Origin of the sequence: Mesorhizobium sp. M0772 (assembly GCF_040320135.1) — a bacterium.
Classification (GTDB): Bacteria; Pseudomonadota; Alphaproteobacteria; order Rhizobiales; family Rhizobiaceae; genus Mesorhizobium.
In genome coordinates this window covers 32,070-51,265 of sequence record NZ_JAMYPB010000027.1, presented here as the reverse complement: position 1 = coordinate 51,265, position 19,196 = coordinate 32,070, and the positions used below count along the sequence as shown (strand labels likewise).

Genomic DNA, 19,196 nt, shown 5'->3' with positions numbered 1-19,196 from the left:
CTTTGACGGGGGTTTGGCCAAACAGCGAACATCGGCTAGGCCTAAGACGATCGATCGAGGTCGACTCGCGCGACGGCGTAGGCGCCAAGCGAGATGCTTTGATCATCCAGCGGTCTTGCGGAACTTTCCATGAAGTCGGGATCGGTTGCCGCCCGCTCGAACTGCTCGGCGCCGAGAAGAGCAATGCGGGCGCTGCTCGGCGAATCCGAAAGCCGCACAGATTGCGTCTTGGCGGTAAGGTTAGCGACCCACAGGGTCACGCGGCGATCTTTTTCAGCCGCGATCGTCACGACGCCGTCACAGCCGGAAGTTCCTACGGACAGCAAGGTGGCTCCGCCGAGCTTTGAGAGACCAGCCAAGACATGGAAAGCGGGATAGACCGTTGGGCCATCCTGCTGGTCATACCATGGCTGCACGAAATCAGCCTTCCTATGGATTTGGCCAAAGGGGCCGGCGAAGTCACCGAACGCGACGGCATCGATTCCTTCGCGAGCGCAGGCCGCGAAATATCCGACAGTCCAAGCCGCATTGAACAGCCCGCGCTGACGAGGATCAATGCGCGATAGACAGACGCGAGCGTTCGCTTCATTCGGCGCAGTGGATTTTCCGTATGGGTTCTCACGGCAGCCGAGCTGGATGGGACCGATACGCAGTGGCAAGCGTTCCCCCATGAAAGCATGCGCGGAGCGGATTAGATGGGGGATTGCCTGAAGTGTCTCCATCACCGAGACATCATCTGCGGCGTGCACGCTTGGACAGGTGGTGAAGGTCACGTAGTCGAGCGCCTCGGCTGGCGGACGCTTGCGGTTGAGTTCGGTGAAGTAAGCGGCCATGCCGCCGCCCAGCGAGATGCCCGGGAAAGCCCGGCGAGCGGCGGAGTAGCTTTCGTGGAAGCTGGGCATAGTCGGCCACGGTGCTCCCGGCTGTACGGATGTCATGTCCTGCGCCGGAAAGACGGAGACAGCTTCTAGTTTGAGGCCGAGTGAGTCGACAGCATCCGCGACCGGCGCCAATTCGCCGAATGGATCGCGCGTGCCCTTGGTGATAATCTCGAGGACCACTCCAGCGCCGGTCAGCCGTGCGAGCGCGGCGTAGCTTTCTAGTTCGTCCTGGCCGTGTGCGATCCGGAGATCGACCTGGCAGACCATCCACTGAGGAGCCATTCGTCGTAGGAGCTCGGGGGTTTCGAGCGCGTGCTTTGCCTCGTCGGCGGCGACGCCGACGCCAGTGCGGGGCACTCGGCCGACCGGTCCGCCGATCGTCAGGTTGATGAGTGGATTTCGATTTTCAGACGTCCCGGCAGTGAGCGTTCCTGACACGTGAAGCCGGACGGCCTGCGTGAATTTCTGGCCCCTGGGCAGTCTGTAAGGCCACGGGCGACGCAGAGGGCGGACATATGTTTTATAGGAGGCGTCAGACCAATTGCGTTGGTCCTCCATCTCAAAGGCATCACCCTCCATGGTGCATGTCGCCCAGATCCCAGGCGCGATCTCGTGCGACAACGCCCGGATGTCGGTGAACGGACATTTTGGATCGATGTGGTCCGGAAAGAACGATAGCTCGTCGTGACCATCCTCATGCAGCACCTTTATCGGCTTGCCGGCTAAGCCCTCGATCGGATGAAGGACCACGAAGCCGGTCCGATTCGTCAAAAGGTCAGTCTCGGGCTCTGCCTCCGCCACAAACGACAGCGCACCATCGCCACTGCCTGAGACGCGCGCCCGGTAAATCAGGCGGCCGGATGTTGCGGCACATGTTGCACGGTATTCAATGGCGAACGCATCCGGCCTCTCGTCGATCCGCAGATCATCGAGAACGGTGGTACATGTTCCCCAGTTTTCGTCCCGTACAAGAAACGAGATTCCGCGCAAGACCTCGATCGTCCCGATGCGGATGTAACGCAAGGCGCCATTGTCGAAGGCGACCGACAAGGATCCGGCGCGCAGTGTGCGCAGCGGTGCCTCGAGCTCTTCGGTGCCACACAAGCGGACTGCCAGGGAAGCTGTCGAGGTCAAATTGCGCGCTCCGTCGTGGCGTCGAAGATCGAGGCCCGGTTCATGTTGATGTCGATCGCAAGCTTCTCGCCCGGACGGCTGACATCGTGCGCCTGCAGCTCAGCCATCACCGGCGCGCCGGCCAGTCGGAATGTCGCGTAACTGCGCGAGCCGGTCGGCTGCAGCAGGTCGATCGTTGCCTCATAGCGAAACGTGCCCTGCTCCGGCATGGCAGTGTGCGCACGAGTGAGGTGTTCTGGCCTTAACCCGAGCAGCACCTGCTGTCCGTCCGCGACGCCCTTCAGCCCCCTGCCGGGCGCTAAGGGTAGCAGTGCATCCGCGAGCCGGATGGCAGCGGCGCCTGCGTCCAAGGCAAGGGTGCCTGGCAGGAAGCTCATCCGCGGCGAACCCAGGAACCCAGCGACGAACGTGGAGGCCGGGTGCTCGAACAACTCGAGTGGCGCGCCCTGCTGCTCTATCAACCCGTCGCGCATCAGCACGATACGGTCAGCCAACGTCATCGCTTCGATCTGGTCATGGGTGACGTAGATCATCGTTGTCGCAATGTCTTGGTGAAGGCGTTTGATTTCGCCGCGCATTTCGTCGCGAAGCTGTGCGTCGAGGTTGGACAGCGGCTCGTCGAATAGAAAGATGCGGGGGTTGCGGACTATGGCGCGGCCGATGGCGACGCGCTGGCGCTGGCCACCGGATAATTGGCGCGGAAAACGCCCCAGCAAGGGAGTGATGCCAAGCATGCGTGCCGCCTCGGCGACGCGCACCTCGACCTCTGGCTTCGGCATCTTGCGAGCCTTGAGGCCGAAGCCAATGTTCTTGGCCACGCTCATATGCGGATAGAGCGCATAATCTTGAAACACCATTGCCACGTCGCGATCGCGCGGCCGGAAATCATTGACCACCTCGCCGCCGATCTCGATCGTGCCTTCCGATATCTCCTCCAGGCCGGCGATGGTCCGGAGCAGAGTGCTCTTGCCGCAACCGGAGGGCCCAACCAGGACCGTGAACTCGCCGTCGCGGATGTGGAGGTCAATGCCGCGCACGGCATGGAATGCGCCGTAGCGCTTGTGCAAGCCGGTAATTCTGACTTCGGCCATGCCTTCCCTTCCTATCCGCGAACGGCGCCGAGCGTCAGCCCGCGCACAAGATGTCGCTGAGCAAGCACTCCAAGGGCGATCGACGGCACAAGGGAGACGATGGCAAGGGCCGCGGCTTCGCCATATTGCGCGCCCTGGAAGCCGATGAAGGCGCGGAAGACCGTTGGCAGCGTAAAGGCAGTTCGGCTGGTCAAGATCAGAGCGAAGAAGAACTCCGTCCAGCATGCAATGAAGGCGAAGACAGCCGCCGCGACAATGCCTGGTGCTGCGAGCGGCACGGCAACGCGCCAGAACGCCTCCCATCTCGTGCAGCCATCGACGAGGGCCGCCTCCTCCATCGACTTCGGCATGCCGCGGAAATAAGCAAACATCATCCAAACGGACACCGGCAGCGTGAAGACCGTATAGGCGATGATCAGGCCGACATGAGTGTCGTAGAGCCCGACCTGGCGATAGATCAGGAACACCGGCAGCACGATCCCGATCGGCGGCAAAAAGCGCTGCGACAGCACCCAGAAAGACAGATGCTTGCCGCCGGTGTCGTAGCGCGCCAGGCTATAGGCCATCAGCGTGCCGAGCAGCGCCGAAAGCACCGTGGCCGAAAGCGAAATAATCAGGCTGTTAATGAGCCCGTCGAGACCACGATAGGCGAACAGCGCAGCTTTGTAGTGGACAACCGTCGGAGCGGCGGGGAACCAGACAGGCGGTACGGTGAGGTAGTCGTCGCTGGGCTTGATGGAGGTGTTGAACATCCAGTAGAGCGGCCACAGCACGAACACCAGGAAGAACCCCAGCAGCAGAATTCGGCCGATCGGCAACGACCGGCGTTTCCTGCGGCGGGCGGGCGCGACGGCGGCCATCAGACCGGTTCCACCTTCAAGAGCCGACGCACCAGCAACGTCACGATGAGCGCCGTAAAGATCAGGAACAGCCAACTTCCTGCTGTTGCCTGCGACAGATGAAACTGCGTGAAGCCTATGGTATAAAGATAATAGGAGGCCGTGTAGGTTTGTGTTCCTGGGCCACCCCCTGTCATGATGAAAATGGTATCGAACATACGGATTGCGTCGAGCAGACGGAAGGTCAGCGCCAGCAGCATCATCGACCCGAGATGCGGGAGCGTGATCGCCCAAAAAACCTGCCAGGCGTTGACGCCGTCGAGTTCTGCCGCCTCATAGAGATTGGGTGGGATTGCGGTCAGCCCGGCGAGCAGGATGACGAACATGAACGGCGTCCACTGCCAGACATCGGCGATGATCAGCGAGACGTAGAGCCACGGGCGCTCCGTCATCCAGCCGATCGTAACCTCCTGCCCCAATAGTTGCGTCAGGACATAGTTGGTCGGTCCAAAAGGCCGCTGTAAGAGCAGCGTCCAGGCTTGGCCAACGATGACCGGGCTGATGAACAGCGGCACGATCAGGATCGACATGATCACACCGCGGCCCGGAAAGCTGCGCACCATTGTCAGCGCCACCAGGAGGCCGAGAACGAATTCTATAGCGACGCTGATGCCCGACAGCGATGCTGTCAGCAACAGGGACCAACGTGCTACGGGATCGAACACGACCCGCTCGAAGTTCTTCAATCCGACAAAGGCGTGGCCCGGCACCTGGAAGTCGTAGTTGATGAAGGATACCACCAGCGAGAACAGAAGCGGATAGATCGACAGTGCCAATATCAGCAGCACAGCGGGGCCGACCAGCAGCCACTTGAAATGACGGTCTGCCCATTGAGCAAAGGCAGACAGCCGGGGCGGTGCGCCGGCTGCCTTCAAACGACGGATCGTGGCGGTGGGCTGCATAGGCGTATCCAAAATCGCCGCTTAGCGGGGAGGTGTTGCGAGCCAAGCGCCCGCAACACCGATTGCTCCAGAGAAGTCCGCCTGCCCTCAGAGGGTGACCGCCATGCCAAGTTTTTCCACCGTGTTGTCGGCGGTGGCGCCAGGCAGTTTCAAGAACTCGGTGTAGAAGCCCTTCTGCGAATCCACACCCAGTCGGTCGGTCGTCTCGTTCCACTCGGCGGCCGCCGTTTCAAGCGACGCCTTCGGATCCGCACCAGCCCACACCGCCGTGCACATGCGATCGATGCTCAAGAAGTAGTCCTGCGCGCCTGGCATGATCGGGTCGAGCAGACCGACATTTGCCGAGTTGTTGAGGTTGGCAAGGTACTCCTTGGCACTCGGGAAGAGCGCGCCGTAGAGCTCGGACTTGAAGTGCGAGATGCGGTACGGGTCGCGTAGAGCGTAGGGCAGCATGCAACGTGCCAGCGAGACGGGTGGCGAGCATACCCACTGCATGAACAGATACGCCGCCTCGGGGTTGGGCGAGTCGGCCGACAGTGCCTTGTTGTAGCCGGTGGCATGTTCGGGATTTCCCGGAACCACGGCATAGCCGACCTTGCCGGCGATTTGGGACTGCGGAATGAAGTTGATTGCCGTGGCCGACTGCGAATAGTTGGCCGCCATACGGCCGCTAGGAGGCCAGGAATAGATCATCGCGACTTTGCCGGTCAGGAAAGCCGCCCACAAGGAGACGGCGTCGAGCTCGTTGTTGCCGGGGATCGAGGCCTTGTTTGCGGCGAGCATGTTTGTCAGCGTCTTGACGCCGGCATCCGAAACCAAACCTGCCTTCATGTCGTCGCCGAAGAGTTTTCCGCCGTTGGCCCGGTACTGCTGCAGAAAGTCGAACTGATTGCCGGGGCTGCCCGCCTTGCGGAAATGTCCCGCGCCATAGACCTTTGGCGCCATCTGGTCGGTGATGAACTGGGCGATCTGGGCATATTCTTCCCATGTCTTGGGCGGTCCAAGCTTGGCGTTGAACTTCGCCTGGTAAGCCTCCACCATTTTAGGGTCCTCGAAAATGTCCTTGCGGTAGTAGAGAGCGAACATGTCGCCGTCGTCGAAGAACCCCCAGATCTTGCCCTTGTAGGTCGGCAGCGCCTTGTACAGGGGATGATAGTCCTCGAGGTCTGCCGGGTTCATGTATTTGGCGATGTAGTCGTCTAGAGGGGCGATGACGCCGCCATCGGCAAGCGACGGCGTCCAGGCCGGCGAGATGTCGAGGACGTCATAGGCACCCGAGCCGGCGATGTGCTCGGCGACCGCCTTGGAGTACTGGTCCGGGTTCGACAGCTCGACGACATTCGACTTCATCCCGGTAAGCTGCTCCCACATCGGCCCACTGAAATTGCGCGGGTCGAGTGCCTGCAGGCCAGCCTCGTAGGTCATGTTGAGGGTGACGCCCGAATGCGCCTTGGCCGCCTCCGCCGCGCGAAAGGCGGAACCGTCCGCAGGCCCTTCCTTCGATGCTTTCAGGGCTGCGGCCTGCGCCTGGCCGAGCGGCGACGTGGCGTCCGCCAATTCCAATGTTTGCTGCGCCAGCGCCCAATCGGTCATCATCCCCAGCAGCGGGCCGGACACGGCCAACATGCCGGTCATCTGACCGAAGCGGGTGATGAAAGTTCGGCGGGTGGTTTCGCCGCGCATGAAGGCGTCGACCTCTGCTTCGAGACCTGCCTGAAAGTCACGTTTTTCACGATCGTTCATAGTGCTTGGTCCTCCCATTTTCCTTTTGCTTCACTCGTCCGCCGGCGCAGCGGTCAAGCATTTCCTCCCGTAAGGTCGCCGCAAACAGGCCGCGGCGGCGCGCCGAAAATCAGTGTCCTCCTAGGTTCCAAAGCGGGCGGCGAGCCCAGACAGCCTGGTCTTCCACAGCTCGCTCGAAAGCACCTCGCGATTGACCACGCCGCGCGGCTCGCGACCGCGCTGCACCTCCATTACCGCTTTGACGTCCGCGGCACCGTTGCCGGCAAAGCACTGGTCGGTCCAGCAAAGCGCGTGCGGCGCCAGGATGACATTGTCGAGTTTGAGGATCGCATCGTCTGCGTCGGGAGGCTCTTGTTCCAGCACGTCGAGACCGGCGCCGGCGATGCGGCGCTCCTGCAGTGCTTGCGTCAGCGCTTTCTGGTCGACGATCGGGCCGCGCGCGGTGTTGATCAGGTAAGCTGTCGGCTTCATCAGGGCGATCCGCTCGGCATTGACGATGTGGTGGGTCTGGGGCGACAGTGGGCAACTCACCGACAGCACGTCGGCGCGGCGAAACAGATCCTCCAGCCCTACCAGCTCGACGCCCAGGTCGGCAGCGACCCCCTTGTCGGCAAACGGGTCATGGGCGATGAATTGCATGTCAAAGGGCTTCGCCAAGCGGAAGACCTCGGCACCGATGTTGCCGATGCCCAGCGACCCAAGCGTACGCCCGACGAGGCCGACCCCCATATGTTCGGAGCGCTTCTCAAAACCAACAGACCCTTTGCGGGTGAGCGCGTCCTTTGTCAGCAGCTTGCCGGTCAGCGCCAGCATGAAGGTGATGACGGATACGGCGACGGGCCGTCGCACGCCATCGGGCGTGATGACCAAGGCAATACCGGCTGCGGTGCATGCCTCAACGTCGACAGTGTCGTAGCCGACCCCGAAGCGGGCAACGACGGCCAGGCGGCCGCTCCTGGGGACACTCGTGGCATCGAAACGATGGGCGAGGAGGATCAGCGCATCGAAATCCTCAAGTTGGTCGGCGCGAAGCGGACTGTCTGACTCCAGGAACACCATCTCGACAGCTGTCGCATTGCGCAGCGGCTCCAGATCGAAATCTGGGTAGGTCGGCGAGCCGTCCGGCCTGCGGAAATCACCGGAAAGCGCCACCCTGAATTTCACGCTGTCCATCGTCTCCTCCGCTCCTATTGGCACCCGGCCCGGATCTTGGAAACCGCGTCGGCGATCGCGTCGTGCAGGACCCAAACGTCGCCTGAATAACAAATGAAATCGAAGCCCTGTGCGTAGAACTCGTGTCCCTGGGCGACGTTGGGCACCAAGCGTCCAAGCGATTTGTTGTGCTTCTTGGCGGCGGCAACGATTTTGGCCATTGCAGCAGTGAAAGTGGGGTGGGCGAAGTCGCCAGGAATGCCGAGCGAGACGGACAGATCGAAATGTCCGACCCACAGACAATCGACCCCGTCCAGTCCCGCGATGGCGTCAATGTTCTTGACGCCGTCGGCGGTCTCGATCAGGCAGATGAACGTCGAGCGCTTGTTGGCGGCCTCGAATTTGTCAGCGACCGAGCCCGGACGGTAACGGTCATGAGCGATCTGCAGCGCCACGCCGCGGGCGCCGGCAGGGTGGTATTTCATGGAGTTGATGATGTGCTGCGCCTGTTCGACGCTGCTCACCATCGGCGCGATCAGGCCTTCGGCGCCCATGTCCATGGCGCGGGCGAGGAAATGGTAGTCCTGCGACGGCACACGCACCATGACCGGCAGATCGGCCGCCTCGAAATAACGGATCGCACTCTTCAGCGTTTCCAAGCTAAATCCCGAATGCTCCATGTCGAAAAAGACGAAATCGCAGCCAGCGGACTTCAGGATGTGACCGATTCCCGGCGTGGCGAACTCGGCGACGAGCGTACCGAGCTTGACCCGCCTGTGAGAAGCTAACGCCCTGAGACTTGGCTCCGACATGCACTTCCTCCCGTTCGCCCCAATGGGCCAATCCGCCTATGTTCGCTTCAATGCGTGGCTTCAAGAACGAGGTCGCAGGTCGTCACCAACTTGGTCACGACGAGCGGCGCGCTCTGCGTATTGAATTCGTCGAAATGAGCGGTGCGGCAGTGGTCCTCGAATGCGGCCTCGCTATCGTAAATCTCATAGAGCAGGACCCGATCCGGTTCGCCGCGCGCCTCCGTCACGTCAAAGCGGCGACAGCCGGCCTCGGTGCGCATCGAGGCGGTCGCATTGGCGTCGACAAGTTCTCGGAATCTGTCCCGGGCACCAGGCCTCAGGCGGAAATCGACCCAGACGACAAATCCGGTCATCACTTGGGCCTCGCAAGTTGCAGATACCGCTTGGCCACATATTCGAGATGGCTGCGCATGGCCGTCTCTGACGCGTCTGGATCGCGCGCGGCGACGGCCTCGAAGATTTCGCGATGAGCCTGGTAAGCCTTGCGGTCTTCACCATTGGCCAATGTGGTGCGACGCTGTTCGAGCAACCATTCAGCCAAGGCCGCGTGAATAGCTGTAAAGATCCGATTGCGGGTGATTACCGCCAGCACGTAATGGAAGTCTACGTCCGTGCGCTCGAAGCGCGCCAGATCGCCGATCGACTGCCGGTTGAGTTCGAGCGCCTCCTTGAGGCTCTCAATGTCTTCCGGGGTAGCATGCACAGCGGCGTTGCGGGCAAGACCGACCTCGAAAAACAAGCGCGCGCTCTGGAAGTCGTGAACCCCTCCCGGTGCCGAAATCATGTGCCGAGCCGGCCCTGAAAGGGCGTCAATCACGAATTGAGGAGTGGGTCGAGTGACGCGGGCACGCTCCCCCGATTTTACCTCGACAAGGCCCATTTTGCTCAGATGCAGCAGCGCCTCACGGATGGAAGGCCGCCCTACCCCGAACTGCCGCATGAGTTCCCGTTCAGATGGGAGACGGTCGGCTTCGGCCAACTCTCCCTCTCGGATCATCCGTTCGAGGTGCGCTGCCACCTCGTCCGAAAGCTTCCGCTGCTTGATCAGAACTCCGATCATGTGGCATACCTGTTATACCAATCAGGTACGTTATGATCCCATAGCACCCTTGTCAACGATGTCTAAGCATCCGGTAGCCGAGCCGTTTAATCGCTCCGCCGATGTCGAGGCGTCCTTTGCACACGCCTTCAACGTCTTCACCAAGGATATCGGTGACTTGAGGAGCGCGAGCACACTCTGCTCGGTGTTCCGATCGGGGACCGTCTTCGAACCCTGGGTCGGGTGGTCAGTTTCAACTGCGGTGTGGACCGCAGTGAGTGCCACCGGGCCGTGTGCTGGCCGAGACCTACCCAACCGCCTGCTTATGAGCTGCAACATGAGCCCTCGATGGCAAAGTAGACCTCGACCTGAGCAAGACCCGCGAATGGAAGTGGGGTTCACAGCCGAGGCGGAAAACGCGAACTCTCGCTGGTGGACCCATTTGGCAATACGCCTGCTCCATCTCGTAATCTTTTTGCGCCGCCGCAATGCCGCAAAGGAAGGTGGTGTCGGGTCAGTTCTCTCTAGGCTCCAGAGCGCTCGTCACGTTGTGCCCATCCTCGTGCGGTGGGCGGCCGCCGCTTGAGGATGCGCATTTGAAACTGGTTTTCTCAAGATCTTTTAGTCCTGAGGGCCTCAGGCGGGGGCGCTTGCCATTTAGTTATCGTCACCTGCAAATGCCGAACCCGCACTCGACGCCAATCTACGCGCTGGCCAGTTTGCGACATCTGGCTTCGGCGATTCCGCTTTCAGTGCGACGATCATGCTGGACGGCTGATATGAGGCGCGTTCCCGCCTGGCAGCTTAGGGGCAGCAAGCAGGACGTCGGCTTTCTTGCCTCGACCTGGCCTAAGCAGTCATTCAATTCGTGGCCTCAAGCAGCTCATCCACGCTCCTCCTGACGCGGCGTGCCATCCAGCCGATCTCGGGCTGATGTGCGTGGACGGCAGTCGTCCTTTGACCACCGCTTCTGGCGGCGCCGATTGGCGAGCCGCCTCGCCATCATTAGCTATGGAACGGAAAAGAAACCATTCAGCATCAGACTACCGCTTTTCGACGCACCTTTTCGAATATGTCGGAACGAGCGCTTGTCGCGCAGCCCACGATGCCCCCCATTGGTGAACCGGTTCCATGAAGAGTCTGACAATACGCCACCGCATCCTCGTCAGTTTCGCAGCCGTTCTGGTGGTCATGTCCGTGATAGCCCTCATCGCGTACGCCTGGTTTCTTCAGGCGGGGGAGGAGGCGACTGAGGTCGAGAAGGGCATCCTTCCGGACCTTTATCACAGTACCGAGATCATGACGGGCCAGATGGCGGCCCATAGTCTGCTTCAGGAATATGCCCTTCAGGACAACCCGTCAGACAGAAGCACGGTTGAAAACGCGATCACGACCAATCGCAACCAGGTGCAGCGGTCGATGGACGACTATGAGGCAACGATCGTCTCCGATATCGACAAGCAGAATTATGCAGCCGTCAAACAACTCGCCAACCAATTCCGTCTGGCTGAAACTGCTGTGCTGGAAACAAGCCGGGCTGCCTTGTCGAAAGGTGAAACTCCCAATGAAAGCCCAGCTATCAAGAACGAAGTAGAGCCGATCTTTGTAAAATTGCAGTCCGCTCTGCAGGCCATGGTTGAGGATCACAGAGGCGAGGCAAACAGCGCGACGCAGCGGATCAGCTCGATCGTCAGAACGGCCGAAGTCGGTTTGAGCGTTGGCTTGTTGATAGCCCTCGGGCTAGCCCTTCTTTTGGGTTACCAGCTGTTTCGCGCCATTACAGGTCCGCTCACCCGTTTGGTCGACGCGGTTCAATTGATGCGGCAAGGCGACTTCAGCGAACGGCTCGATCTGAGGCGCCGAGACGAATTCAGCGTGCTTGCCGACGGCTTCAACGCAATGGCGGACGATCTCACAACCCTCATTGGTCAGGTTCAAAGGTCCAGCATACAGGTCGGCACGTCGATAACTGAGATCGCCGCCACCTCCAAGCAACAGCAGGCAACTGCGACTGAAATCGCAGCGACCACAACAGAAATCCGAGCGACAGCCAAGGAAATCTCCGCCACATCAAACGAACTGGTCCGCACGATGAACGAGGTCTCCACAGTTGCCGAACAAACCGCTGCCGTGGCTGGCGGGGGGCAAGCGGGGCTGACCCGTATGGAAGAAACCATGCAGCAGGTCATGGAAGCGGCTGGCGCGATCAATTCCAAACTGGCGATCCTGAGCGAGAAAGCCGGCAGCATCAATCAGGTGGTGACGACCATCACCAAAGTGGCCGATCAGACGAACCTGTTGTCGCTCAACGCTTCCATCGAGGCGGAGAAGGCAGGCCAATATGGCCGGGGTTTTGCAGTGGTGGCGACGGAAATCCGAAGGCTCGCGGACCAGACAGCTGTCTCCACCTACGATATCGAGCAAATGGTCAAGGACATCCAGTCGGCAGTCGCGGCCGGGGTGATGGGCATGGACAAGTTTTCCGAGCAGGTCCGTCGGGGTATGCAGGACATCCAGCAGGTCGGCGGGCAACTCTTCGAGATCATTCAGCAGGTTCAGGGGCTGGTGCCACGTTTCGAAGTCGCCAATGAAGGCATGCAAGCACAGGCGACCGGCGCGGGGCAGATCAGCGACACGCTAACCCAGCTAAGCGAGGCAGCTCAGCAAACAGTCGAGTCCCTTCAGCAATCGACGCTCGCGATCGACGAGCTCAATCAAGTCTCAGGCGGCATGCGAAGTAGCATATCGAGGTTCAAGCTACGAGCATAGCGAGCCGGCAGTAGGAGGTGACAATGCTATTCCTCGCCTTCAGCATGGGTCCGGATCGCTACTTGATCGATGTCCACAAAATTGAAGAGGTGCTGCCCTATATCGACGTGAAAGTTCTTCCGGGTGCGCCAACTGGTGTGGTGGGTTTGGTCAGCTATAACGGAATACCCATCCCCCTGATCGATGTCACCCTTCTTGCGCTTGGCCGACCATCGGAGCGCCTGTTGAGCACCCGGATCGTTGTGACGCGCTATCCGGCGGATGATGGCGAGCGACGCCTGCTGGGGCTGATCGCGGAACGGGTGACGGATACGATCGAGCGAGACCCGGCCGATTTCGCGCCGTTCGGACTGGAACCAGGAACCCCGCCCTATCTTGGGCCGGTGGCTTCCGATGGTTTGGAGATCATTCAGTGGGTCAAAGTGGAAGCGCTGCTTTCGGAAGAGATTCGTACCGCTTTGCTCCGCCAGGCGGCAATAGGTGATCAATGACCGGAGCAATAGAAAAGCTCCTGACGGAAACCATTGGACTGGACAGTGCCAGCGTTGGTCCGACAGTGGTTCGTCAGGCGGTCAGAGAACGGATGGAAGCATGCCGGATAACCAACCCTCAGGCCTATAGGCAACACTTGGCCGGTTCCTCGCAGGAGCTGCAGGAGCTGATCAATGCGGTGGTGATCCCAGAGACCTGGTTCTTTCGCGACCGAGAAGCGTTCACGATGCTGGCGCGGCATGCGCGCGCGCACAAGCCTGCTCAGCCGATAAGAATCCTGAGCCTGCCATGTTCAACCGGCGAAGAGGCTTACTCGGTCGCCATGGCCATGTTCGATGCCGGCTTTGAGGCGCATGAGTTCAAGATCGATGGCGTGGACGTCAGCAGCCGCAATATCGCGACGGCTGAACACGCCATCTATGGCCGCAATTCGTTTCGCGGCAGCCATTTAGAATTCAAGGATCGCTATTTCGAAGCGGCCGAGGGCGGGTTGCGGCCTGTTGCTGGGGTGCTGAAACAGGTTCGGTTCATGGTAGGAAACTTGTTCGGTTCTCACGCGCCTTTCGGGCAAGAGGTCTATGACATCCTGCTTTGCCGCAATTTGCTGATCTATTTCAATCGAGAGCTGCAGGATCGCGCATTGATCTGCCTGAAGGACCTGCTGGCCAAAGACGGACTTCTTCTGGTCGGTCCGGCGGAAGCAGCTCTTCCAAGGGTGCATGGCTTTCTTTCCGCTGAATGGCCATTGGCCTTCGCCTTTCTGAAATCGGAGCCCGTCAAGACCACGGCGCCGAAGGTTTCGGCCGCCGTCCCGGTGCGGACGCCAAGCCCTAAGGTCAACAAGAGCGAGCCTCTTCGTCCGTTCCGACCGACAATTGGCAATGAAGGCCGCGGGCAGGCTCCGGCCAAGCCGCTTGCACGCGCCTCGGAAAGCCTCATCGCGGTTGAACGGATCGCCAATGCAGGACGCGTAAAGGAGGCACAGGAGGTCGCCCTGGCGCATCTCAGGGAGTTCGGTCCTTCCGCAGAAATCTTCTACCTGCTGGGCCTCGTCCAGGATGCGGATGGTTCTGCACCCGAAGCCGCGCAAAGTTATCGCAAGGCGCTCTATCTCGCGCCAAATCATCGAGAAGCTCTTGTCCATCTGGCCTTGCTGCTTAGCAAGCAAGGCGACCATAACGGCGCCGAGGCGCTGGCCGGCCGGCTGGGTCGGGTCCAGAAAAGGCGCGGCAGTTGATGGCGGCTTCGACAAGGATCGCTCAGCCGGTGGAGGAGATCGAAATCAACGACTGCTGGCGGCAAATAGGCGTACGGGGTGACAAGTCATGTCCGCTACTAGAGCAGCATCTCCACTGCCGCAATTGCCCGACCTACAAGAAGATCGCACGACGCCTCCTCGACCGTGCAGCTCCCTCGGCATCTCGCGACGAATGGCCTGACAACGCTGGTCGTGCAGGGATCGATTCGGCAGACAGCGACGCGCTGCAGACGGCCGTTCTCTTCCGTTTGGGGGAGGAATGGCTGGCACTTCCGGTCGGTATTTTTCATGAAGTGGCTGAATCTCGTCGCGTTCATTCACTTCCACATCGCAGGAACAGTGCACTGCTCGGCATTGCGAATGTCCGTGGTGAATTGCTCATTTGCCTTTCCCTGGCCGAATTGCTCGGGATAGACGAGCGCAAGGAAGGGGAACAAGGCACACGAACCAAGGTATTTCGCCGCCTTGTCGTGGTAGGCGAGCGCGACAAGCGGGTTGCTTTTATGGTTGATGAGATCCACGGCTTACATCGGTACCAGGAACGCGACACTCTCGCTGTTCCGGCCATGATTGGGAAGGCACTGTCTGCCGCTACGGTTGCCGTGCTGCCATGGCAAGGACGAGCCGTTGGCTGTCTCGATCCACGACAACTGCTCACGATGCTGGATCGGAGCATCGCATGACAGATGAAGACTTCAGCCAGGTTTCGATGCTCAGCCTCTTCCAGGCCGAACTGGAGACGCAGTCACGGGCTCTGACCTCTGGACTTCTGGCACTCGAACGCGATCCTATCGCCGCCGACGCCCTGGAAGCATGCATGCGTGCCGCGCATTCCCTGAAAGGAGCTGCCCGCATCATCGACCTGATGCCCGCAGTCAAAGTTGCAAATGCGATGGAAGACTGCCTGGTCGCAGCGCAACGCGGGCATCTGAGGGTGCGACGGGAGCATATAGACGCGCTTCTGCAAGGTTCTGACCTTTTGAAATTGATCGCATCGGGATCATCGAGCGAGAGCGCCAACTCAGAAGTCGAAACCTTTCTCGCGAAGTTCGAGGGGTTGTCCCTCCCCCAGGCAAAGCCCGGGCCCCAAGATTCTGCAGCTGATTTCGCAACTCCAGATCATGCCCAGGAGCAACTGGCGACGACCTCTTCAGCGAACCTCCTCGTTGGGGCGGTGCCGCAAGCCCACGGCAGCATCAGCTCTGATAGAATGGTTCGGGTGACGGCAGACAGCCTGAACCGATTGCTCGGGCTGGCTGGCGAGTCGCTGATGGAAGCTCGGCGGCTCAGGCCATTCGCTGACGGGCTGCTACGGCTGAAGCGACTTCAATCGGACCTCGCAAGTGCATTCGACAATCTTCATGCAGTGCTGCCGCCGGTTTCAAACGATGCGGCGGTGGTGGAGGCGCTGGCTGAAGCGCAGCGAAAGCTTCGGTTGAGCCAAGCGTTCCTGGCGGAGCGTTTCGATGAGTTGGATTCAGTGGATCGGAAAGCGACCGATCTTGCCAACAGATTGTACGACGAAACGTTGGCGAGCCGGATGCGGCCTTTTGAGGACGGCGTGCGACACTATGCGAGAATGATCCGCGACCTCGGTCGTACCCTTGGCAAGCGGGTGCGACTGGAGATCGTAGGCGGCTCGACCGGCATCGACCGCGATATCCTCGAGCAGCTCGATGCCCCTTTGGGGCACCTTCTGCGCAACGCTGTAGACCATGGGCTTGAACCGCCTGAGGAGCGCCTCGCGATGGGCAAACCCGAAGAGGGGCTCATCAGGCTCGAAGCGAGGCACAATGCCGGGCTGCTGCAGATAGCCGTGGTGGACGACGGCAGGGGGATAGAGCTCTCGAAGCTGCGCGAGACCGTCGTCGCCCGGCAACTTGCAACCGGGGAAAGTGCTGAAACACTCAGCGAAAGCGAATTGCTCGCATTTCTGTTTCTGCCAGGCTTTTCCATGAAAGCGGGCCTTACCGACGTCTCAGGTCGCGGTGTGGGGCTCGATGCAGTGCAAGCCATGACGAAGGAAGTCCGGGGAGTCGCAAGCGTCTCCTCAGAATTTGGCCACGGAACCCGATTTCAACTGCAATTGCCGCTGACATTGTCGGTCCTGCGCACGCTGCTCGTCGATGTCGATGGAGAGCCCTATGCTTTTCCACTCGCTGCCATTTCCAAGACTTTGAAACTGCAGCGGACGGAGATCAACGTCCTGCAGGGCCGGCCGCATTTTCGATTGAACGATCGACAGATCGGGCTGGTCACCGCTCGCGAGGTGCTCGATCGAGGTGAGCCCGGATCGGAACCGAACGAACTATCGGTCGTCGTCGTGGATGCGGGTCGGGGCGATGCGTACGGCCTGATCGTTGACCGTTTTCTCGGGGAACGCGAGTTAGTGATCAGACCTCTCGATCCACGGTTTGCCAAGATCAAGGACATCAGCGCAGCGGCCCTGATGGAAGACGGTTCGCCTGTTCTGATCTTCGACGTCGACGATCTGATCCGATCGGTGGAAAAGCTTGCATCGTCCAGCGGATTTCGAGCTCTTCGGCGCGCCGCGGGCGGTCCCGAAGCGAGCAGGCGCAAGCGCGTGCTCGTGATTGACGATTCACTGACGGTTCGCGAACTCCAGCGCAAGATGCTCGGCAATTACGGTTATGAGGTCGAAGTGGCGGTAGACGGCATGGACGGGTGGAATGCCGTCCGGTCTGGTCCTTTCGATCTCGTCGTCACCGACATCGACATGCCTCGCATGGATGGCATCGAGCTGGTGAGTTTGATCAGAAAGGACGCTGATCTCAAGAACACACCCATTATGATCGTTTCATACAAGGATCGGGAAGAAGATCGCGCGCGCGGGCTCGACGCAGGTGCGGACTATTATCTGACCAAGAGTAGTTTTCAGGACGAGGCGCTGATCCATGCCGTCGTGGACATGATTGGCGAGGCGGCTGAATGAGATCGAGATTGGAAGCCAGCGAATGAGAATCGGCGTAGTTAACGACATGCCGATGGCGGTTGAACTTCTGCGTCGACTGGTTCTGTTGACCGGCGAACATCAGGTCGCGTGGATCGCGACTAATGGGCGTGAGGCGGTCGAGGTCTGCAGACGTGATCTGCCGGATCTGATACTCATGGATCTAGCGATGCCAGAGATGGACGGCGTGGAAGCGACCCGCAGAATCATGGCGGAAACCCCGTGCTCAATCTTGCTGGTGACCGCCAGTATCGAAGCCAACCTCGCCGGCGTCTACGAAGCAATGGGTCATGGCGCGCTTGACGCAGTCGATATTCCGTCAGTGGGCATCGAAGGCAACGCGTCCTCGCAATCCGCCCGGCTTTTGACGAACAAGATACGAACGATAGACAAGTTGATCGGCGATGCGCCTACCCAGGCAAAAAGGCGGATGTCACGTGCGGCTGAGCCGTCAACTCGACACGTGATAGCAATCGGCGCCTCTGCGGGCGGGCCGGCTGCCGTTGCCGCAGTCCTGAGCGCGTTTCCCGTTGATTTTCGCGGCGCGATTGTGCTCGTCCAGCATCTCGATGCTCAGTTCGTTCCAGGCCTTGTTGATTGGCTAGGGCAGCATACGCGTCTCCCGATCCGTCCGGCGGGGGAAAGGGATAGTCCACAAGCGGGCACCGTTCTCGTTGCCAGTTCTGCGGATCATCTGGTTTTCAAGTCAGCTCAGCAACTTGGCTATACGCCCAGCCCCAAGGACAATGTTTATCGGCCGTCGGTAGATGTGTTCTTCGAAAGTGCGGCGCAATGGTGGCCTGGCTCGGTGATTGGTGTTCTGCTCACAGGCATGGGCAGGGATGGTGCGCGCGGGCTGAGAAAACTCCGTGACAAGGGACATCTCACAATCGCGCAGGATAGAGCAACCAGTGCCGTCTATGGCATGCCGAAGGCCGCCGCCGACATCGGCGCGGCTGTTGATATTCTTCCTTTGGGTGCGATCGGCTCACGTATAATCGAAGCCTGCGAGCGCTCCACGTGAAAGGCCCCTTCCGATGACGCAAGAACCAGAGTTGGTCCCGCCACTCGCAGATAACTATTCATCCATGGTTCTGCTCATCGATGATCAGATCATGGTTTGCGAGGCGGTCAGGCGCGCCCTAGCCAACGAGCCCGATATTTCCTTACACTTCTGCACCGACCCGTTGAGAGCGATGACGGTCGCGGATGAGGTAAAGCCAACCGTCATCCTGCAGGATCTCGTCATGCCCGGGGTGGATGGGCTACATCTGGTGCGAGAATACAGGAAGCATGCGTCAACACGCGCGGTTCCAGTCATTGTGCTGTCGAGCAAGGAAGATCCAGCCACCAAGGGCGAAGCCTTCGCTGCGGGCGCGAACGACTATCTCGTCAAACTGCCGGATCGTATCGAGTTGATTGCACGCATTCGATATCACACGCGGGCCTATCTGGATCACGTCCAGCGAGACTCGGCACACCGAGCGCTGAGGGAAAGCCAGCGACAGCTGATCAGTGCAAATCTAGAGCTTGAACGTCTGACGCGGATCGATGGCCTGACAGGTCTCGGTAACAGGCGCTATTTTGACGAATATCTGGCGGCTGAATGGAAACGCGCTTTTCGCGCACAGTCCCCACTGTCGCTGTTGATGATCGATGCCGATAACTTCAAACGATACAACGATACCTATGGCCATATGGCCGGCGACGATGTGCTGAAGCAAATCGCCCGCGTAATCCAGAGCGGTTCCGGCCGCTCCACCGATCTCGCTGCGCGGTACGGAGGCGAAGAGTTCGTCATCGTGCTGGTCGACACCATACTGGAACAATCCAGTGCGATCGCCGAGCGGCTCGTCCAGAGCGTGCGAGAGTTGAACATACCCCACGGCCCGGATCGCGTGACCATCAGCGTCGGCGTCGCAACAGCGGTGCCCACCGAGAACGAGACGCCAAACGATTTCGTCAATGCCGCCGATTTGGCTCTGTTTCGTGCCAAATCGGAAGGACGAAATCGTGTTGCGCTTCATATGTCCCGCAGCTAGAGAAGCTCACA

At 60.1% G+C, this 19,196-nt stretch carries 16 protein-coding genes; 7 read left to right on the top strand and 9 right to left on the bottom strand.

Annotated elements, in window-relative coordinates; translation table 11 throughout:
- Window positions 1-41: 41 nt before the first annotated feature.
- The 9 genes from NKI06_RS18680 to nanR all read right to left on the bottom strand — a co-directional run bounded on the left by NKI06_RS18680 (window position 42) and on the right by nanR (window position 9,674).
- A complete protein-coding gene (locus NKI06_RS18680) occupies window positions 42-2,015 on the bottom strand; it encodes a D-apionate lactonase family protein (RefSeq protein WP_352986574.1) in 1,974 nt (657 codons plus the stop codon).
- Window positions 2,012-3,106: an ABC transporter ATP-binding protein gene (locus tag NKI06_RS18675; RefSeq protein WP_352986572.1), complete on the bottom strand. Its 1,095-nt coding sequence runs from the start codon at window positions 3,104-3,106 to the stop codon at window positions 2,012-2,014. Before NKI06_RS18675 ends, NKI06_RS18680 begins: the two co-directional genes overlap by 4 nt.
- 11 nt (window positions 3,107-3,117) lie before the next feature.
- The gene (locus NKI06_RS18670) at window positions 3,118-3,966 is read right to left on the bottom strand and encodes a carbohydrate ABC transporter permease (protein ID WP_352650118.1); all 849 of its coding nucleotides are present in this window, start codon (window positions 3,964-3,966) and stop codon (window positions 3,118-3,120) included.
- Window positions 3,966-4,907: a carbohydrate ABC transporter permease gene (locus tag NKI06_RS18665; RefSeq protein WP_352986570.1), complete on the bottom strand. Its 942-nt coding sequence runs from the start codon at window positions 4,905-4,907 to the stop codon at window positions 3,966-3,968. The genes NKI06_RS18670 and NKI06_RS18665 overlap by 1 nt, the downstream gene beginning before the upstream one ends.
- A gap of 87 nt (window positions 4,908-4,994) precedes the next feature.
- Window positions 4,995-6,650: an extracellular solute-binding protein gene (locus tag NKI06_RS18660; protein WP_352650121.1), complete on the bottom strand. Its 1,656-nt coding sequence runs from the start codon at window positions 6,648-6,650 to the stop codon at window positions 4,995-4,997.
- A 120-nt stretch (window positions 6,651-6,770) separates the two neighbouring features.
- Window positions 6,771-7,823 carry an NAD(P)-dependent oxidoreductase gene (locus tag NKI06_RS18655; protein WP_352650123.1) on the bottom strand — a complete coding sequence of 351 codons (1,053 nt, stop codon included), beginning with the start codon at window positions 7,821-7,823 and terminating at the stop codon, window positions 6,771-6,773.
- Between the two features lie 14 nt (window positions 7,824-7,837).
- The gene (locus NKI06_RS18650) at window positions 7,838-8,614 is read right to left on the bottom strand and encodes an HpcH/HpaI aldolase family protein (protein ID WP_352671328.1); all 777 of its coding nucleotides are present in this window, start codon (window positions 8,612-8,614) and stop codon (window positions 7,838-7,840) included.
- Between the two features lie 47 nt (window positions 8,615-8,661).
- A complete protein-coding gene (locus tag NKI06_RS18645; RefSeq protein ID WP_023693328.1) occupies window positions 8,662-8,967 on the bottom strand; it encodes a putative quinol monooxygenase in 306 nt (101 codons plus the stop codon).
- Window positions 8,967-9,674 carry a transcriptional regulator NanR gene (gene nanR, locus NKI06_RS18640; RefSeq protein ID WP_023823228.1) on the bottom strand — a complete coding sequence of 236 codons (708 nt, stop codon included), beginning with the start codon at window positions 9,672-9,674 and terminating at the stop codon, window positions 8,967-8,969. The genes NKI06_RS18645 and nanR overlap by 1 nt, the downstream gene beginning before the upstream one ends.
- Before the next feature lie 1,110 nt (window positions 9,675-10,784).
- Between nanR and NKI06_RS18635 the strand changes: the two genes are divergently transcribed.
- The 7 genes from NKI06_RS18635 to NKI06_RS18605 all read left to right on the top strand — a co-directional run bounded on the left by NKI06_RS18635 (window position 10,785) and on the right by NKI06_RS18605 (window position 19,185).
- A complete protein-coding gene (locus tag NKI06_RS18635; protein ID WP_023689447.1) occupies window positions 10,785-12,422 on the top strand; it encodes a methyl-accepting chemotaxis protein in 1,638 nt (545 codons plus the stop codon).
- A gap of 23 nt (window positions 12,423-12,445) precedes the next feature.
- A complete protein-coding gene (locus NKI06_RS18630; RefSeq protein ID WP_023700505.1) occupies window positions 12,446-12,913 on the top strand; it encodes a chemotaxis protein CheW in 468 nt (155 codons plus the stop codon).
- Window positions 12,910-14,151: a CheR family methyltransferase gene (locus tag NKI06_RS18625; protein ID WP_352986567.1), complete on the top strand. Its 1,242-nt coding sequence runs from the start codon at window positions 12,910-12,912 to the stop codon at window positions 14,149-14,151. The genes NKI06_RS18630 and NKI06_RS18625 overlap by 4 nt, the downstream gene beginning before the upstream one ends.
- Window positions 14,151-14,855: a chemotaxis protein CheW gene (locus tag NKI06_RS18620; RefSeq protein ID WP_023819373.1), complete on the top strand. Its 705-nt coding sequence runs from the start codon at window positions 14,151-14,153 to the stop codon at window positions 14,853-14,855. Before NKI06_RS18625 ends, NKI06_RS18620 begins: the two co-directional genes overlap by 1 nt.
- The gene (locus tag NKI06_RS18615) at window positions 14,852-17,125 is read left to right on the top strand and encodes a hybrid sensor histidine kinase/response regulator (RefSeq protein WP_352986565.1); all 2,274 of its coding nucleotides are present in this window, start codon (window positions 14,852-14,854) and stop codon (window positions 17,123-17,125) included. Before NKI06_RS18620 ends, NKI06_RS18615 begins: the two co-directional genes overlap by 4 nt.
- Window positions 17,126-17,147: 22 nt before the next feature.
- Window positions 17,148-18,167, top strand: coding sequence for a chemotaxis response regulator protein-glutamate methylesterase (locus NKI06_RS18610; protein ID WP_352986563.1), 1,020 nt, complete (start codon window positions 17,148-17,150; stop codon window positions 18,165-18,167).
- A 64-nt stretch (window positions 18,168-18,231) separates the two neighbouring features.
- Complete coding sequence (locus NKI06_RS18605; protein ID WP_023669440.1) at window positions 18,232-19,185, top strand: response regulator; 954 nt, start codon at window positions 18,232-18,234, stop codon at window positions 19,183-19,185.
- The last annotated feature ends 11 nt before the right edge of the window (window positions 19,186-19,196 follow it).

Bases quoted from the DNA above. Each gene is read 5' to 3' on its own strand.
- NKI06_RS18675 (WP_352986572.1), bottom strand. From the start codon at position 3,106: ATGGCCGAAGTCAGAATTACCGGCTTGCACAAGCGCTACGGCGCATTC.
- NKI06_RS18670 (WP_352650118.1), bottom strand. From the start codon at position 3,966: ATGGCCGCCGTCGCGCCCGCCCGCCGCAGGAAACGCCGGTCGTTGCCG.
- NKI06_RS18665 (WP_352986570.1), bottom strand. From the start codon at position 4,907: ATGCAGCCCACCGCCACGATCCGTCGTTTGAAGGCAGCCGGCGCACCG.
- NKI06_RS18660 (WP_352650121.1), bottom strand. From the start codon at position 6,650: ATGAACGATCGTGAAAAACGTGACTTTCAGGCAGGTCTCGAAGCAGAG.
- NKI06_RS18655 (WP_352650123.1), bottom strand. From the start codon at position 7,823: ATGGACAGCGTGAAATTCAGGGTGGCGCTTTCCGGTGATTTCCGCAGG.
- NKI06_RS18650 (WP_352671328.1), bottom strand. From the start codon at position 8,614: ATGTCGGAGCCAAGTCTCAGGGCGTTAGCTTCTCACAGGCGGGTCAAG.
- NKI06_RS18645 (WP_023693328.1), bottom strand. From the start codon at position 8,967: ATGACCGGATTTGTCGTCTGGGTCGATTTCCGCCTGAGGCCTGGTGCC.
- nanR (WP_023823228.1), bottom strand. From the start codon at position 9,674: ATGATCGGAGTTCTGATCAAGCAGCGGAAGCTTTCGGACGAGGTGGCA.
- NKI06_RS18635 (WP_023689447.1), top strand. From the start codon at position 10,785: ATGAAGAGTCTGACAATACGCCACCGCATCCTCGTCAGTTTCGCAGCC.
- NKI06_RS18630 (WP_023700505.1), top strand. From the start codon at position 12,446: ATGCTATTCCTCGCCTTCAGCATGGGTCCGGATCGCTACTTGATCGAT.
- NKI06_RS18625 (WP_352986567.1), top strand. From the start codon at position 12,910: ATGACCGGAGCAATAGAAAAGCTCCTGACGGAAACCATTGGACTGGAC.
- NKI06_RS18620 (WP_023819373.1), top strand. From the start codon at position 14,151: ATGGCGGCTTCGACAAGGATCGCTCAGCCGGTGGAGGAGATCGAAATC.
- NKI06_RS18615 (WP_352986565.1), top strand. From the start codon at position 14,852: ATGACAGATGAAGACTTCAGCCAGGTTTCGATGCTCAGCCTCTTCCAG.
- NKI06_RS18610 (WP_352986563.1), top strand. From the start codon at position 17,148: ATGAGAATCGGCGTAGTTAACGACATGCCGATGGCGGTTGAACTTCTG.
- NKI06_RS18605 (WP_023669440.1), top strand. From the start codon at position 18,232: ATGGTTCTGCTCATCGATGATCAGATCATGGTTTGCGAGGCGGTCAGG.